At 73.6% G+C, this 15,425-nt stretch carries 12 protein-coding genes; 2 read left to right on the top strand and 10 right to left on the bottom strand.

Going from position 1 to position 15,425, the window contains the following annotated elements; translation table 11 throughout:
* Positions 1–8: 8 nt before the first annotated feature.
* The 9 genes from ACFWEJ_RS06085 to dacB form a co-directional block, all read right to left on the bottom strand.
* Complete coding sequence (locus tag ACFWEJ_RS06085) at positions 9–494, bottom strand: DUF3180 domain-containing protein (protein WP_377228304.1); 486 nt, start codon at positions 492–494, stop codon at positions 9–11.
* 1 nt (position 495) lies between these two features.
* The gene (gene folK / locus ACFWEJ_RS06080; protein WP_377228303.1) at positions 496–3,144 is read right to left on the bottom strand and encodes a 2-amino-4-hydroxy-6-hydroxymethyldihydropteridine diphosphokinase; all 2,649 of its coding nucleotides are present in this window, start codon (positions 3,142–3,144) and stop codon (positions 496–498) included.
* Positions 3,141–4,100 (bottom strand): dihydropteroate synthase, encoded by a 960-nt coding sequence (gene folP / locus ACFWEJ_RS06075; RefSeq protein WP_377228321.1) that lies wholly within the window; start codon positions 4,098–4,100, stop codon positions 3,141–3,143. The genes folK and folP overlap by 4 nt, the downstream gene beginning before the upstream one ends.
* 86 nt (positions 4,101–4,186) lie before the next feature.
* Positions 4,187–4,810: a GTP cyclohydrolase I FolE gene (folE, locus tag ACFWEJ_RS06070; protein WP_377228302.1), complete on the bottom strand. Its 624-nt coding sequence runs from the start codon at positions 4,808–4,810 to the stop codon at positions 4,187–4,189.
* A 13-nt stretch (positions 4,811–4,823) separates the two neighbouring features.
* On the bottom strand, positions 4,824–6,863 hold the full coding sequence (gene ftsH / locus ACFWEJ_RS06065; RefSeq protein WP_377228301.1) for an ATP-dependent zinc metalloprotease FtsH: 2,040 nt from the start codon (positions 6,861–6,863) through the stop codon (positions 4,824–4,826).
* A 159-nt stretch (positions 6,864–7,022) separates the two neighbouring features.
* Positions 7,023–7,577 (bottom strand): hypoxanthine phosphoribosyltransferase, encoded by a 555-nt coding sequence (gene hpt / locus ACFWEJ_RS06060; RefSeq protein WP_377228300.1) that lies wholly within the window; start codon positions 7,575–7,577, stop codon positions 7,023–7,025.
* 3 nt (positions 7,578–7,580) lie between these two features.
* A complete protein-coding gene (tilS, locus tag ACFWEJ_RS06055; RefSeq protein WP_377228299.1) occupies positions 7,581–8,780 on the bottom strand; it encodes a tRNA lysidine(34) synthetase TilS in 1,200 nt (399 codons plus the stop codon).
* 2 nt (positions 8,781–8,782) lie between these two features.
* A complete protein-coding gene (locus ACFWEJ_RS06050; RefSeq protein ID WP_377228298.1) occupies positions 8,783–9,868 on the bottom strand; it encodes a zinc-dependent metalloprotease in 1,086 nt (361 codons plus the stop codon).
* A gap of 33 nt (positions 9,869–9,901) precedes the next feature.
* Positions 9,902–11,353 (bottom strand): D-alanyl-D-alanine carboxypeptidase/D-alanyl-D-alanine-endopeptidase, encoded by a 1,452-nt coding sequence (gene dacB / locus ACFWEJ_RS06045; RefSeq protein WP_377228297.1) that lies wholly within the window; start codon positions 11,351–11,353, stop codon positions 9,902–9,904.
* A gap of 257 nt (positions 11,354–11,610) precedes the next feature.
* Here dacB and ACFWEJ_RS06040 point away from each other — a divergent pair, with 257 nt between their 5' ends.
* On the top strand, positions 11,611–12,111 hold the full coding sequence (locus ACFWEJ_RS06040) for an inorganic diphosphatase (RefSeq protein WP_119141774.1): 501 nt from the start codon (positions 11,611–11,613) through the stop codon (positions 12,109–12,111).
* A 64-nt stretch (positions 12,112–12,175) separates the two neighbouring features.
* Here the strand turns inward: ACFWEJ_RS06040 and ACFWEJ_RS06035 are convergent, their stop codons facing one another.
* Positions 12,176–13,543, bottom strand: a complete 1,368-nt coding sequence (locus ACFWEJ_RS06035) for an NlpC/P60 family protein (RefSeq protein WP_377228296.1) — start codon at positions 13,541–13,543, stop codon at positions 12,176–12,178.
* A 427-nt stretch (positions 13,544–13,970) separates the two neighbouring features.
* On the opposite strand from ACFWEJ_RS06035, the gene ACFWEJ_RS06030 reads away from it, so the two are divergent.
* Positions 13,971–15,308, top strand: coding sequence for a bifunctional o-acetylhomoserine/o-acetylserine sulfhydrylase (locus ACFWEJ_RS06030; protein WP_377228295.1), 1,338 nt, complete (start codon positions 13,971–13,973; stop codon positions 15,306–15,308).
* Positions 15,309–15,425 lie beyond the last annotated feature (117 nt).

Raw genomic sequence — 15,425 nt, 5'->3', positions numbered from 1 at the left:
GCGAGGCGTCAGGCAGGCGCCGGGGACTCGCCCTCCTCGGAGCCGCTCCGGTCCTTGTCGGACGGCGGCAGCTCGCAGAACTTCTCCACGACCAGGCCGACCACGGCGAGCGCCACCGAGCACAGCACGGCGACCCCGGCCGCCACCGCGCGGTCCCGGCGCGGCTCGATCGCGAGGTCGCCCAGCACCACCAGCACCTGCGCCAGGTACCAGCCGCCCAGCAGGGACCCGGTCAGGGCGGCGGCCTTCGCCAGGACGAGCGTCCGGGCGGCCCGGATGCCGTCGAGGTTGGGTCGCTTGCCCCTCTGGTAGGCCCGCACGCCCCACCCCAGCCAGAAGATCGCCCCGGCCAGCGCCAGGATCGCGACGTCGACGAGCCACGGCACCACCGGGAGGTACACGGCGCGCGCCTCGAGGCCACGCAGCACGAGCCAACCGACGACCGCGACCGCGACCAGGACTGCGATCAGGGATCTGACCGGGGTTCTGCGCATGTCAGGCGTCGCGCCCCCGCTCGTCCCGGACCGGCACCCACGAGGGCACGGAGTCGATCGGGCCGTCCGACGCCGGGAGCGACTGCTCGGTCGCGTAGCCCGGCACCCGGATCACGGTGTGGTCGTTGTCGTAGGTGTCCCGGATCCCGTTGGAGTGGCCGGCGGAGTGGCCGTTCTGGGCCGGCTCCGGCGCACCGTTCTGCGGCGTGCCGACCGGGGCGAACACCGGCGCGGCCGGCTCCTGCGGCGCGCCGCCCATGGGCGGGAACACCCCGCTCTGCTGCCGCGACGGGTTGACCGGGGCGAAGACCGGCTTGGCCGGCGCCGACGACGCCGGGGGCAACTGCTCGCGCTCCGGGTCCTCGTGGGCCGTGTCCCGGACCGCGCGGGGCGCGATCGGCACCGGCGGGGCCGGGACGAGCGCCTCCTCGGGCGGCGGCACGACGGACCCGTTGCCGGGCACGCCGATCGGCGCGGCCGGACGCGGGGCAGCGGGAGCCACCTGCTGCGCCTGGTGCGGGATGGGCACGGAACCGCCGGGGCCCGGCACCTGTCCGCTGGGGTAGCCCTGCGGGTGGCCGGGGTCCAGGTCGACCGGGCCGCTGTGGTGCGCCTGCGGCTGACCGCCGCCCGGCACCTCGACCACAGGGCCGCCGGGCGAGGCCTGCGGGCGCCCGCTCGGCGGGAGCGACGGCGGCAGGGCCGGCGGCATCTCGGCGACGTGCGCGTCCTGCCCGCCGTCGTCCGGCACCGCGGGGTGGCCGGAGCCGGTGACCCCGCCGCCCTGCTCGGGCTCGGGGTCGGTCAGCCAGTCGAGGGCGAGCCAGCGGATGCCGGTCCGGTCGGGTGCTGTCGCCGCGAGCTGGGCCACGGGTCCGCCGCCCAGGCCGGGCAGCACCGCGTCCGGCGCGATCTGCGACCAGGGCTCCAGCACGAAGGCGCGCTCGTGCGCGCGGGGGTGCGGGATCTCGATGTCCTCGGCGGAGTCGGTCAGGGTGCCGTAGGTGATCAGGTCGACGTCGAGCGTGCGGGCGCCCCAGCGCTCCTCGCGGGTGCGGCCGTGCAGGTTCTCGACCTCCTGGCAGGCCTGCAGCAGCCCCCGCGCCGCGAGGGTGGTGCGGGCCAGCAGCACGGCGTTGAGGTAGTCGGGCTGGTCCTCCGGACCGCCCACGGCGGCCGTGCGGGCCAGCGGCGACACGTCGGTGATCTGCACGCCGGGCACGCGGTCCAGCTCGGCGACGGCCGACCGCATGGTCGCCTGCGGGTCGCCGAGGTTCGCGCCGATCGCGATGACCACGTCCACGTACCCGGCGGGCACCTCGTCGAACCGGTCGCGGGGCTCGGCCTGGTACGGCTGCTCCTGGGCGTACTGCTCCTGCGCGAACGCCGGCTCGGGCTGCCCGACGGCGGAGTCGGGGACGGCCGCCGAGACCCGGGTCGCCTCCATGTCGCCCTGGTCGTACTGCGCCTCGAACATCTGGTCGTACTGGTTCGGCTGGGCGTCGCGCCGCGGCTGCTCGTACGCCTGCGGCTCGAAGCCCTGCTGGGCCTGGTCGTACGACGGCTGCTCGAACTGCTGCAGCTGCTGGTCGAAGCTGTTGTGCTGGTCGATCCCGGGCCGCTGGTCGAGCCCCTGGACGGACTCGTACTGCTGGACCGGCTCGAACGCGGGCTCGGGCTGGAACGCCTGCTCGGGCTGGAACGGCTCGGGCTGCTGGAACACCGGCTCCTTGCCGGGGACGTCCCGCTGCTCGGCCTGCGCCGGGGCCTCGGCCTGCAGCTCCCACGGCGCCGGGATGACCTGGAGCGGCTCGGGTGCGATGAGCTCGGGCTGCGGGAGCGGTTCGGGCTCCTCCGCGAGCGGCGGGGCGGGCGCCACGGCCGGCACCCGGTCCACGAGCGGCTCCGCCTCGAACGGCTCCGCCGCGAACTGCGCCGGCTCGGCCGGCTGGTAGGACTCGGGGGCCTGGAACTGCTCGGCGGCCGGGTACTGCTCGGCAGCCTGGTACGCCTCGGCCTGATAGGGCTCGGGGGCCTGGTACGACTCGGGCGCCTGGTACGGCTCGGCCGGCTGGTAGGGCTCGTACGGCTCGGGTCGGAACTGCTCCGGCTCCTCGGCGACGGGCCGGGCCACGGGCTCGAAGTCCTGCGGCTCGGGCGTCTCGGCCGGTGCCGGCTCGGCCGCGGGCTCGGGCGCCGCGCCGCCGGCGAGCAGCGCCGCCGGCACCGCCACGACGGGCATGTGCGTGCGGTCGCGGCGGATCGCCACCTCGACGTCGGCGAACGGCACCGGGATCGGCGCGTGCGGCTTGTGCACCCGCACGTCCACCGCCTCGATCTGCGGGCGGGCCAGCACTGCTGCGGCGATGCGCTCCGCGACCGTCTCGACCAGGTCGGCGGGGTCGCCCTTCAGGATGTCGTGGACGTCCGCCGCGACGTCCGCGTAGCTCACGGTCTGTGCCAGGTCGTCACCGGCGGCCGCCGGGCGCGTGTCCAGGTACAGCACGACGTCGGCCCGGAACTCCTGGCCCGTCTGCCGTTCCGACGGCAGCACACCGTGGTACCCCCGCGCGCTCACGCCGCTCAGCTGGATCTGGTCCAGCGCGCGGCCGTCCGGGCCTGTGACGCCCGTTCCGAACGCTGTGGTCACCGTGGTCCTCCCCCATCGTCTTTGCGTGCACCGGAATCCTGCCAGGTTGGCATGTCTTGTCCCCCGGCCGTCCACGATTCTGTGGTCAAGGCCACGGTGGAAGTCAATGCCTCCGGTGCGGAAGGGGAAGAAGTACCCGGTGACCCTACCCGGGCCGCGCCGTCCGCGGCGGTCCACGCGGCGGCGACCTTGACGGCGTCGGCGCTCGCCCGGACGGTGTGCACGCGCACGCACCAGGCGCCCGCGGCGGCCGACAGCGCCGAGATCGCTGCCGTCGCGTCGTCGCGCGCCCGCGGCGGCGCCGGGCGCCCCGCCGGGTCGGCGAGCAGGTGGCCCAGGAACCGTTTGCGGGACGCGCCGACGAGCACCGGACGGCCGAGCTCGTGGAGCGCGTCGAGGTGGGCCAGCAGCGGCCAGTTGAGCACGCCGGCCTTGGCGAAGCCGAGCCCCGGGTCGAGGATCAGCTGCTCGGGTCGGACCCCGTCGTCGTACAGCGCGGCCATGCGTGCCGCGAGCTCGTCGCGGACGTCGGCCACGACGTCGTCGTACACCTCGAGGTCGTCCATGACGTCGGCGTGCCCGCGCCAGTGCATCGCCACGTACGCGGCGCCGGTCTCGGCGACCGCGCGCCCCATCTCGGGGTCGGCGAGGCCGCCCGAGACGTCGTTCACGATGCGGGCGCCCGCGGCCACCGCCCGCTCGGCGACGGCCGCACGCGTGGTGTCCACGCTCACGACGGCGCCGCGCGCGGCGAGCCGCTCGATCACGGGCAGCACCCGCGCCAGCTCCTGGTCCTGCGGCACCCGCACGGACCCCGGCCGGGTGGACTCGCCGCCCACGTCGAGGATGTCCGCCCCCTCGCCGAGCAGCTCCAGCCCGTGCGCGACGGCGGCGGAGGGCTCGAACCACTCGCCGCCGTCCGAGAACGAGTCCGGGGTGACGTTGACCACGCCCATCACCAGGGTGCGGCCCGTCCCGGACAGCTCCGGCAGGCCCTGCACCCGGGCGTCCCGGGCGGGGTACCGGACGGCGGCGGACACCGTCACTTCCCGAGGATGAGGCTCATCGCCTCGGCTCGCGTCGCACCGTCCCGCATGACGCCGCGCACCGCGGAGGTGATCGTGCGCGAGCCGGGCTTGCGCACGCCGCGCATCGACATGCACAGGTGCTCGCACTGGACCACCACGAGCACGCCGCGCGGTTCGAGGATCTCCACCAGGGAGTCCGCGATCTGCGTGGTCATGCGCTCCTGCACCTGCGGGCGGCGCGCGTAGACCTCGACCAGGCGGGCCAGCTTGCTCAGCCCGGTGATGCGCCCGTCCACGTTCGGGATGTACCCCACGTGCGCGACGCCGTGGAACGGCACCAGGTGGTGCTCGCAGGTGGAGTACACCTCGATGTCCTTGACCAGCACCATCTCCTCGTGCCCGAGGTCGAAGGTGGTGGTCAGCACCTCCTCGGGCTCCTGGCGCAGGCCCGCGAAGATCTCCCGGTACGCCCGGGCGACGCGGGCCGGCGTCTCGCGCAGGCCCTCGCGCTCGGGGTCCTCGCCGACGGCGAGGAGGAGCTCACGCACTGCCGCCTCGGCCCGTGCGGCGTCGTACGGCGGGACGTCCGCCGCGCGCCGCACGGGCGTGGACAGGGGTGTGATGGACCCTTCGGTCATCGTCGTGCTCCGGTCAGTTCGTCGGGTCCGTGGGCACGTTGTCCGACGGCGTCGCCGCGTCCACCACTGCCTCGTCCTGCGGCACCACCGGGGCGTGCCCGTTCTGGGCCGCCAGCTCCTTGGGCGTCAGCACGGGGCCGCGCGTGTGCACGGTGCGCTGCTCGCTGGAGAGCCAGACGTCGCGGGCGGCGCGCTTCTCGACGGGCGCGAACACGTCCGCGAGCTCCTTCTGGTTCAGCGTCTCCTTCTCCAGCAGGCGCAGCACCAGCTCGTCGAGCACGTCGCGGTACTGGGTCAGCACCTCCCACGCCTCGTCGTGCGCGGCCTCGACGAGCTTGCGCACCTCGTTGTCGATGGTGCCGGCGACGGCCTCGGAGTAGTCCCGCTCGTGCCCGTAGTCACGGCCCAGGAACGGCTCGCCCGAGCTCGTGCCGAGCTTGATGGCGCCGACCCGCTCGCTCATGCCGTACTCGGTGACCATCTTGCGGGCGATGGCCGAGGCCTTCTCGATGTCGTTCGAGGCACCCGTGGTGGGGTCGTGGAACACGATCTCCTCGGCCACGCGCCCGCCCATCGCGTAGGCGAGCTGGTCGAGCAGCTCGTTGCGCGTGGTCGAGTACTTGTCCTCGAGCGGCATGACCATCGTGTAGCCCAGGGCGCGGCCGCGCGGCAGGATCGTCACCTTGGTGACGGGGTCCGTGTAGCGCATCGCCGCGGCCACCAGGGCGTGCCCGCCCTCGTGGTAGGCGGTGATCTTCTGCTCCTTGGACTGCATGACGCGCGTGCGCTTCTGCGGTCCGGCCACGACGCGGTCGATCGCCTCGTCGAGGGCGCGGTCGTCGATGAGCTGGGCACCGCTGCGCGCGGTGAGCAGGGCGGCCTCGTTCAGCACGTTCGCCAGGTCGGCACCCGTGAAGCCGGGGGTCCGGCGGGCGACGGCCGCGAGGTCCACCTCGGGGACCATCGGCTTGCCCTGCGCGTGCACGTTGAGGATCGCCTCGCGGCCCTTGAGGTCCGGGGCCTCCACGGCGACCTGGCGGTCGAAGCGGCCCGGACGCAGCAGGGCAGGGTCCAGGATGTCGGGGCGGTTGGTCGCGGCGATGAGGATGACGTTCGTCTTGACGTCGAAGCCGTCCATCTCGACGAGCATCTGGTTCAGCGTCTGCTCGCGCTCGTCGTGCCCGCCGCCCATGCCGGCGCCGCGATGGCGGCCGACGGCGTCGATCTCGTCGACGAAGATGATCGCGGGCGAGTTCTGCTTGGCCTGCTCGAAGAGGTCGCGCACGCGGCTGGCGCCGACGCCCACGAACATCTCGACGAAGTCGGAGCCGGAGATCGAGTAGAACGGCACGCCGGCCTCGCCGGCGACGGCGCGCGCGATGAGCGTCTTACCGGTACCGGGCGGGCCGTAGAGCAGCACGCCCTTGGGGATCTTGGCGCCCACGGCCTGGAACTTGGCGGGCTCGGCGAGGAACTCCTTGATCTCCTGGAGCTCCTCGACGGCCTCGTCCGCGCCTGCGACGTCGGCGAAGGTCACCTGCGGGGTGTCCTTGCTGACGAGCTTGGCCTTGGACTTGCCGAAGCCCATGACCCGGTTGCCGCCGCCCTGGGCCCGCGACAGCAGGAACCAGAACACGACACCGATCAGCAGGAACGGGATCAGGACCGACAGCATGGAGGACCAGAAGCTGGGCTGCGGCACCTCCGAGTCGAACCCGTCGGCCGGGTCGGACTTCACGATGGCGTCCTCGACCCGCTCGCCCTGCGGCACCGTGTAGAAGAACTCGACCGTCTTGCCGTGGTCGACCTCCTCGGCGGCGTCGCCGTCACCCTCGGTCGACTTGTACGCCTTGGTGAGCTCGAGCTCGACCCGCTGCTCGCCTTCGACCATGAGGGCATGCTTCACCGTGCTGCCCTGGAGCAGCTCGATCCCCTGTGACGTCTCGATTCGCGAGACGTTGGGCTGGTTCAGTGCTGAGATGGCCAGCGTCACCACGACCAAGGCGACCAGGATCCAGATGACGGGCCCACTCAGAAGCTTCTTGATGTTCATCGGCGACGGGGACTAGGCCCCGTTTCCCTCCGCTCGCGCAGTATGTATCCGTCGAAACTACATGGTCTCCCTGAGAGGAGCCCCGAGTGTTCGCCCAGAGCATGTGACTCCTGGGCCACACTCGCCCGGACGCGACGAACCGTCCGGGACGGGCACCGTTCAGCCGCCGTAGACGTGCGGTGCCAGGGTGGCAACGAACGGCAGGTTGCGATAGTTCTCGGCGTAGTCGAGGCCGTAGCCCACCACGAACTCGTTCGGGATGTCGTAGCCGAGGTACTTCACGTCGACGTCGGCCTGCGCGGCGTCCGGCTTGCGGAGCATCGAGGCGATCTCGACCGACTCGGGGCCGCGCGAGCGCAGGTTCGACACCAGCCAGGACAGCGTGAGACCCGAGTCGATGACGTCCTCGACGATGAGCACGTTGCGGCCCGTCAGGTCGGACCGGAGGTCCATCAGGATGCGCACCACCCCGGAGGACTTGGTGCCCGAGCCGTAGGACGACACGGCCATCCAGTCCATCTGCGCCTTGTGGTGCAGGCGGCGGGACAGGTCGGCCATCACCATGACCGCGCCCTTGAGCACGCCGACCAGGAGCAGGTCCTTGCCGGCGTAGTCCGCGTCGATCTGGGCGGCCATCTCGTCGAGCTTCTTGCCGATCTGCTCCTCGGTGAGCAGCACCTCTGCGAGGTCGGTTCCGACGTCGGACTTGTCCACGGGTCACTCCTGAGTCGTTGTGGGGGGTCTGACGCCGGTCCAGCCGTCCGAGGTCCCGGTCGGCGCGGCGCGCAGGAAAAGCCTGCCACACGCACGACGCGCCCGTGCGCCGCCCGGGAGCCCGGCCGGGCCCTGGCCGCTCCAGGACACGACGAACGCGTCGAGCGCGTCGACGTGCCGCGTGGTGGTGTCCGTGGGCCGGCAGCCGGCCGCGAGCGCCGCGAGCCGCAGGGCCCGGCGGCGCAGGGCCGGGTGGGCCGCCGCGAGGACGCCGACGTCGAGGGCGTGCTCGCCGGGTTCCGCCCCTGTGTTGTCCTGGCCGGCCGCGCCGTCCTCTGCCGCTGCCGTCACCGCCGTCGTGCCCGACGCCGCCGCTCCCGCCCGCGCCAGGAGGTCGGCCGCGAGGGAGTCCAGCAGGTCGGCGTCGTCCCGGGCCTGGTCGGCGGTGCGCGCGAGGGCCTCGGCGACGCCCGGCCCGAGCGTCGCCTCGAGCACCGGCAGCACGCGCCCGCGCACCTGTGTGCGCAGGGGGGTGAACCCGCCGTCGCCGCCTGGCCCGTCGGCGGGCGCGGCGCCCGGCCCGGCGTCGGGCAGCAGGTTGGTGGGGTCGGTCCAGAAGTCGAGGCCCGACGCCGCGCACACGGCCTCGGTCTGCGCGCGGCGCAGCCCGAGGAACGGCCGTCGGAAGACGCCCCGCTCGCGCGGCATCCCGGCGAGCGAGCGGGCGCCGGCGCCGCGCGCGAGGCCGAGCAGCACCTGTTCCGCCTGGTCGTCGAGGGTGTGCCCGAGCAGCACGCGGCGGGCGCTGGTCTCGGCGGCCGCCTCCTCGAACGCGCGGTACCGCATCGTGCGGGCGGCGGCCTCGGGTCCGGCGGAGTCCGCGCCGCCCGGCAGGTCGGGGCGCCGCACCAGCACCGGGTCCAGGCCCAGGGCGCGGCACTGCTCTGCGGCCCGGGCGGCGACGTCGGCCGACCCCGCCTGCAGCCCGTGGTCCACGACCACCGCGCCCGCCCGGACGGCGTGCCCGCGTGAGCGCACCGACCGTCCGACGCGGCGGGCCTCGAAGGCCACCGCCGCGGCGAGGGCGAGGCTGTCGGCCCCGCCGGAGCAGGCGACCAGCACGAGGTCGTCCGGGCCCAGGCCGGACAGCGCCGCCCGGACCGCGGTACGGGCCGCGGCGACGGCGGGGTCGACCCTGGCCACGGTCAGCCGTGCACCCGGCGCACCCACGCGCGGGCGTCGGCGATCTCCCGGGCGGTCGGCAGGTTCTCGGGCCCGGCCCACACGGCGTTGAGCCCCTCGCGCCCCACGGCCCGCTCCACGGACCGCACGAACGCGGCCCCGTCGCGGTACTGGGCGAGCTTGGCCTCCATGCCGAGCAGCTTCTGCACGACGACGTCGAACGTGCTGCGCCCCTCGCCGTCGCGCCGCCGCTCGAACTTGGCCCGGATGCGCCGCACGGACGGCACCACCCGCGGCCCGACGGCGTCCATCATCACGTCGGCGTGCCCCTCCAGGAGGGCCATGACGGCGGTGATGTCGGCGAGCTCGGCCTTCTGGTCGTGCGTCAGCACGCCGTCCATGATGGTGCCGCCCTCGCCGCGCAGGGCGTCGAGCACGCTCCGCCCGATCACGGCGATCTTCCGGTCGAACCGGGCCTTGGCCAGCTCGGCCGAGGTCCGGGCCATGCCCGTGACCAGGCCCCGCGTGCGGCCGCTCAGGTGCCCCGACAGCCAGGGGGCCGCGGCGAACTGGAGGGCGTGCGTCTGCTCGTGCAGGCAGACCCACAGGCGGAAGTCCCGCACCGGGACCTCCAGGGCGCGCTCGGCCTGGAGCACGTTGGGGGCGACGAGGAGCAGGCGGCCGGGTCCGGAGTAGGGGTCGAACTGGCCGAGCACCCGCCCGCTGAGCAGGGCGAGCACCGCCCCGATCTCGGCGGCGCCGGCCATCTGGGCGCCGGCCGAGGTGGCGCCCTTGGAGACCTCGGCGACGACGGACCCGATCCCGTCCGTCATGACGGCCATCGACTGGGTGTTCGCGCGCGCCCAGGTCGCCCGGTCCACCACCGCGACCGGGCTCAGCGCGGCGCCGCCGGCGGCCTGGGCGGACGGCGTCATGCGCGTGGTCTCCAGCACGTGCCCGACGGCGTCGCCGGCCGCCGTCCGCAGGCCGCTCACCAGGGAGTCGAGCTCGTCGCGGTCGGCGCGGGGCCCGGGCGCGGCGAGGCGTGCCGCGATCTGGGCGGCCGCCGACCAGTCGACGATCTGAGGGGTTGCGGAGGCCTGGGTCACCGGACCACGGTAACGGCCAGGAGCGGTCGCGTGTCAGCCCTGGACGGAGTACGCCGCGAGGTCGCCGACGAAGTTGTCGTAGATGGACGTGGCGCCCGCCGTCTGCTTGGCGGGGATCGAGTCGGCGAGCACGGAGAAGACGAGCATCCGGTCGTCGGCGGTGATCACCGTCCCGGCGAGCGCGCGCACCTTGGGCAGGCTCCCGGTCTTGGCCCGCGCGAGCCCCTGGGCGGGGTTGTCGCCCGTGAACCGGCCGTGGCTGGCCGCGAGCGTCCCCGTCAGGCCCGCGATGGGCATGCCGGCGGCCTCGCTGCGCAGCTGGGGGTTCGCCGGGTCGACCATGACGCCGAGCAGGTCGACGAGCTGCTGCCCGCTCAGGTAGGAGCCGTCCCCGAGCCCGGAGCAGTCCCGCAGGCGCGCACCGGTCATGTCGACGCCGAGGTCCTTCGCGGCGGCGATCACGGCCTGCGTGGCGCCGTCGTTGGAGCCCGGCAGGCCGGCGTCCACCGCGACGAGCCGCCCGAGCACCTCGGTGATCGTGTTGTCCGAGTACTGCATGGCGAAGCCGACGACCTCCGCGAGCGGGGCCGAGCTGACCTCGCCGAGCACCCGCGCGTCGTCCGGGGCGTTCTCGTCCACCACGGCCCCGGCGGTCTTGAGCCCCTGGTCCTCCAGGGCCGCGGAGAACGCCTCGGCGGCGTACTTGCCGGGGTCGGACGCGCGGGGACCGTTGTCGGTGTAGCCGTCGGACAGCAGGCCCACGTTGATCCCGACGGACGAGACGGGCGCGATGTAGCCGGCCGCGATGTCGGGGCTGGCGACGGTCGGCGCGATCTCGTCACCGGTGAAGAGCGTGTCGTCGAGCGCGACCCGCACCTCGGTGTCGCCTGTGACCTTGATCTTGGCGGCGACCTGCTGGGCGAGATCCGCCAGCCCGGCCCGGCCGTTAACCGCGTTTGGGTCGCCCTTGCCCTCGGACAGCATCATGTCGCCGCCGCCGACCAGCACCACCGTGTTGTCGTCGACGAGCACGGCCTTGGTGTCCAGCGTGCTGTTCGCCCTGGACGACGTGAGCGCGGCGACGCCGGTGAACAGCTTCTGCGTGGACGCGGGGGTCATGAGCTTGTCCGGGCTCGACGAGCCGAGCACCTGGCCGGTCGCGCCGTCCGCCACCACGACGCCCACGCGCGAACCGAGCCGCTTGTCCTTGGCCAGGTCGCTGACCAGGCGCTGCATCTCGACGCTGTCCGGCACCGGGGCGTCGTCCGGGAGGTCCTCCAGGAGCGCGACGGGCGCGGGCCCGTCGACCGCCCCGGGGGCGGACGGGAAGGGACTCGGCTCGGGCCAGGGCGCGGCGGTCGTGAGCATGCCGGGGACCATGTCGTACGCGTCCGCCACCAGGTACCCACCGAACAGTGCGACGACCGCGGCGACGGCAGCGCCGGAGCGCAACCCCCACTCCATGGGCATCCTCTCGATCGTCACGTGAAAGCCATCGCCAACTCTAGTCGCGGCAAACCACGCGGCGTGTACGACAGCGGCGATTCACGGGAAATTTCACCCACACCTGCCGTCGGTTCCCGCGCGCGTCGCGCACGCTGCGAATTATGCCGAACACGGACAGTGGTTCTGACCACAGGTCACGGTCGGGATACACGGCGCATGGCACACTGGACAGGCGCAAGACCGCCGCCGCGGTAAGACACTTCGGCGACCATCATCGAGAACTGGAGCACATCGGCGTGGAGTTCGACGTCACGATCGAGATCCCCAAGGGTCAGCGGAACAAGTACGAGGTGGATCACGAGACCGGACGCATCCGCCTCGACCGCATGCTCTTCACCTCGACGCGCTACCCGGACGACTACGGCTTCATCGAGGGCACCCTCGGCGAGGACGGCGACCCCCTGGACGCGCTCGTGCTGCTGGAGGAGCCCACGTTCCCCGGCTGCCTGATCAAGTGCCGCGCCCTCGGCATGTTCCGCATGCGCGACGAGGCCGGCGGCGACGACAAGGTGCTGTGCGTGCCGACCGGTGACCAGCGCGCGGCGTGGCGCCAGGACATCGACGACGTCTCGGACTTCCACCGCCTGGAGATCCAGCACTTCTTCGAGGTCTACAAGGACCTGGAGCCCGGCAAGTCCGTCGAGGGCGCCCACTGGGTGGGCCGCGCCGACGCCGAGGCGGAGATCGTCCGCTCGATCCAGCGCGCCAAGGACACGGGCTACTACGACAAGCACTGAACGGCCCGCACCCCGTACGTGTCAGACGCCCAGGTCACTCCGGTGACCTGGGCGTCTGAGTCGTCTAGGGCCGGCCCGCGTAGGGCATCGCGCTCGACAGGCGCAGCGGGTTCTCGGACAGCGGGTGCCCGGGCAGCGTCGCCTCGATCATCATGCCGCCGCCCGTGTACATGGCGACGTGGTAGATCGACGACGGGTCGCTCGGGTCCGACCCGTAGAAGATGAGGTCGCCGGGCCGCAGCGCCCCGTAGCCCACCTTGCCGACCGCCAGGTACTGCGAGCGCGACGTCCGCGTGATGTTCACGCCCTGGCTGGCCCACGACATCATCGTCAGGCCCGAGCAGTCGTACGACGTCGGCCCCGCGGCGCCGAGCAGGTACGGCGCGCCCAGCTTGGTCCGGGCCCAGGTCACGGCGCCGACCCCGCGGCCCGCCGAGCCGGCCGAGACCCCTGAGGTGGGTGGGACGGCGGGCGCGGCCGCCGGCGGCGCGTCCGACGTCGTGCCGCCACCGCCGCCACCACCGCCCGAGCCGGAGCCGCCGCCGGAACCCCCGGAGCCGCCCGGCGCCTCCGCCGGCCCTGCGCCCTCCTGGGCCCGCGCCTCCGCACGGGCCGCGTCCCGCGCCTGCTGCTGCCGTTCGAGCTCCGCCCGCGCCGCCGCCTCGCTCGCGGCCTCCGCGGCGGCCGCCCGGGCGGCCTCCCGCTCGCGCTCGATCCGGACGCTGGTCTGCCGCAGCTCAGCGAGCCGCGCCACCAGCGCCTGCCGCTCCACCTCGGCCGCCCGGGTGCGCGCCTCGAGGTCCGCCGCCGCGGCCTGGGCGGCGTCGAACGCGGACTCGGCCTGCTCGGCCGCCGCGTCGAGCTCCTTCTTCGCGGCCGTCCAGCGCGCGTCGGCGGACTCCGACGCCGCCCGCGCGTCCTGGTACTCGGCCAGGGCCCCGCCGACCTTGCGCTGCACCGCCCGCTCGGCCGCGCTGCGGCCCACCATGTCGGTCACCGAGTCGGCCCGGAGCGCGACGCCGAGCGAGCCCAGGCCGTCGTCGCGCGACGACGCCCGGTACACCTCGGCGAGGCTCCCCCGCGCCGTCACCTCGCCCTTGTGCGCCTTCGCGGCCGCGGACCGGGCCTCCGCCACCGCCTGCTCCGCCTGCTCGACGGCCTGCTGGGCCTCGGCGTAGTCGGCGGCCGCGACCTGCACGCGGACCTGTGCCGCCTCGAGCTCGGAGCGCAGTGTCGCGAGCGCGGCCTCGGCCTGCTCGACGTCGAGCGTGCCGGCGGCGACCGCGTCCCGGGCGGCCTGCGCGTCCTGTGCGGAGGGCGGGTCGGCGGGCGGGTCCGCCTGCGCGCTGGGGCCCCACGGGAACACCAGCCCGAGGGCGAGGACCGCGGCCCCGAGGGCCCGGAGTGCCAGCACGCCGTGGATCCGTCGCATGATCCCCCTTCCGATCCGCACCCCTTCGGCGTGTCGCCTTGCGCGGATCCTGTGAATCACTTCGTTGTTACCGGTCCAAATGTGCCCCGAGCATCCGAAGTGCGCATCCGGAAGGCAAAACGGCGCATAGGACGACACGGGTCCGGAGTCGCCCACGGCGTGTCTCATTTCTGCATCTCACGATTCAAGACACGTCTTTCGACCTCGCCTTGGTGCGTCTACGGTCACACCATGACTCGTCGAATGTGTTGTTGCTGATCCAGCGCACGTTCGCCTGCCCTCGGCCGCTCGGCCGACCTCCGCGTGCGCGCCCTCGAACCCGCCGCGGACCCATCCCCTGATGCGCAGGCCCTCCGGGGCACGCCGCGGCACCGCTCGGTCAGTTCAGCCAGAAGCACGCCACACCGCAGAGGAAGCAGGGAGAGCCATGACTCAGCCCCAGTGGTCGTTCGAGACCCGTCAGATCCACGCCGGCCAGGAGCCGGACCCCACCACGGGCGCCCGCGCCCTGCCGATCTACCAGACCACGTCGTTCGTGTTCCCCGACGCCGGGGTCGCCGCGGACCGGTTCGCGCTGAAGGACCTCGGCCCGATCTACACCCGCATCGGCAACCCGACGCAGCAGGTCGTCGAGGACAGGATCGCCAGCCTGGAGGGCGGCGTCGGCGCCCTGCTGGTCGCGTCCGGCCAGGCGGCCGAGTCCCTCGCGATCCTCAACCTGGCGCAGGCGGGCGACCACATCGTCGCGTCCGCGAGCCTGTACGGCGGCACCTACAACCTGCTGCACCACACGCTGCCCAAGTTCGGCATCGAGACCACGTTCGTGGACGACCCGCACGACCTCGACGCGTGGCGCGCCGCGGTACGCCCCAACACCAAGGCGTTCTTCGGCGAGACCATCCCGAACCCGCGCTCCGACGTGCTCGACATCGAGGGTGTCGCCGCGGTGGCCCACGAGACCGGCGTCCCGCTGATCGTGGACAACACCGTCGCCACGCCGTACCTCATCCGCCCGTTCGAGCACGGCGCCGACATCGTCGTCCACTCGGCGACCAAGTACCTGGGCGGCCACGGCAGCGCGATCGGCGGCGTGATCGTCGACGGCGGCCGGTTCGACTTCGCGGCCGACCCCGAGCGGTTCCCCGGCTTCAACACGCCGGACCCGAGCTACAACGGCCTGGTGTTCGCCCGGGACCTCGGCGTCGACGGCGCGCTGGGCGCCAACCTGGCGTTCGTGCTCAAGGCGCGGGTCCAGCTCCTGCGCGACCTCGGCGCGGCGATCTCCCCGTTCAACGCGTTCCTGCTCGCCCAGGGTCTGGAGACGCTCTCACTGCGGGTCGAGCGGCACGTCGCCAACGCGCAGCACGTCGCGCAGTGGCTGGAGGCCCGGGACGACGTCCGCGGCGTCCACTACGCGGGCCTGGAGAGCTCGCCCTGGTACGGCAACGCCCAGAAGTACGCGCCGAAGGGCGCCGGCGCGGTGCTCGCCTTCGAGCTCGACGGCGGCACCGAGGCCGGCCAGGCCTTCGTCTCCGCCCTGCAGCTGCACTCCAACGTGGCGAACATCGGCGACGTCCGCTCGCTCGTGATCCACCCCGCGTCCACCACCCACTCCCAGCTCACGCCGGACGAGCAGGCGCTCTCGGGCGTCACGCCCGGCCTGGTCCGCCTCGCGGTGGGCCTGGAGAACGTGGAGGACATCCTGGCCGACCTGGAGCTCGGCTTCACCGCCGCCAAGAACCTCCTGGGCGGCGAGACGGACTGATCCACCCGCAGTACCCGGGGCGGGGCCCCGGGGACCCCCCCCGGGGCCCCCCCCCCCCCCCCCCCCCGAAAAAAAAAAAACACCCCCCCCCCCCCCAAAAAAAAAACTGAGACAGCG

Source organism: Promicromonospora sp. NPDC060204, from assembly GCF_042728455.1.
GTDB lineage: Bacteria > Actinomycetota > Actinomycetes > Actinomycetales > Cellulomonadaceae > Promicromonospora.
This window is presented reverse-complemented; position numbering and strand designations above follow the sequence as displayed.

Bases quoted from the DNA above. Each gene is read 5' to 3' on its own strand.
- ftsH (WP_377228301.1), bottom strand. From the start codon at position 6,863: ATGAACATCAAGAAGCTTCTGAGTGGGCCCGTCATCTGGATCCTGGTC.
- folE (WP_377228302.1), bottom strand. From the start codon at position 4,810: ATGACCGAAGGGTCCATCACACCCCTGTCCACGCCCGTGCGGCGCGCG.
- ACFWEJ_RS06085 (WP_377228304.1), bottom strand. From the start codon at position 494: ATGCGCAGAACCCCGGTCAGATCCCTGATCGCAGTCCTGGTCGCGGTC.
- folP (WP_377228321.1), bottom strand. From the start codon at position 4,100: ATGGGCGTGGTCAACGTCACCCCGGACTCGTTCTCGGACGGCGGCGAG.
- ACFWEJ_RS06030 (WP_377228295.1), top strand. From the start codon at position 13,971: ATGACTCAGCCCCAGTGGTCGTTCGAGACCCGTCAGATCCACGCCGGC.
- ACFWEJ_RS06035 (WP_377228296.1), bottom strand. From the start codon at position 13,543: ATGCGACGGATCCACGGCGTGCTGGCACTCCGGGCCCTCGGGGCCGCG.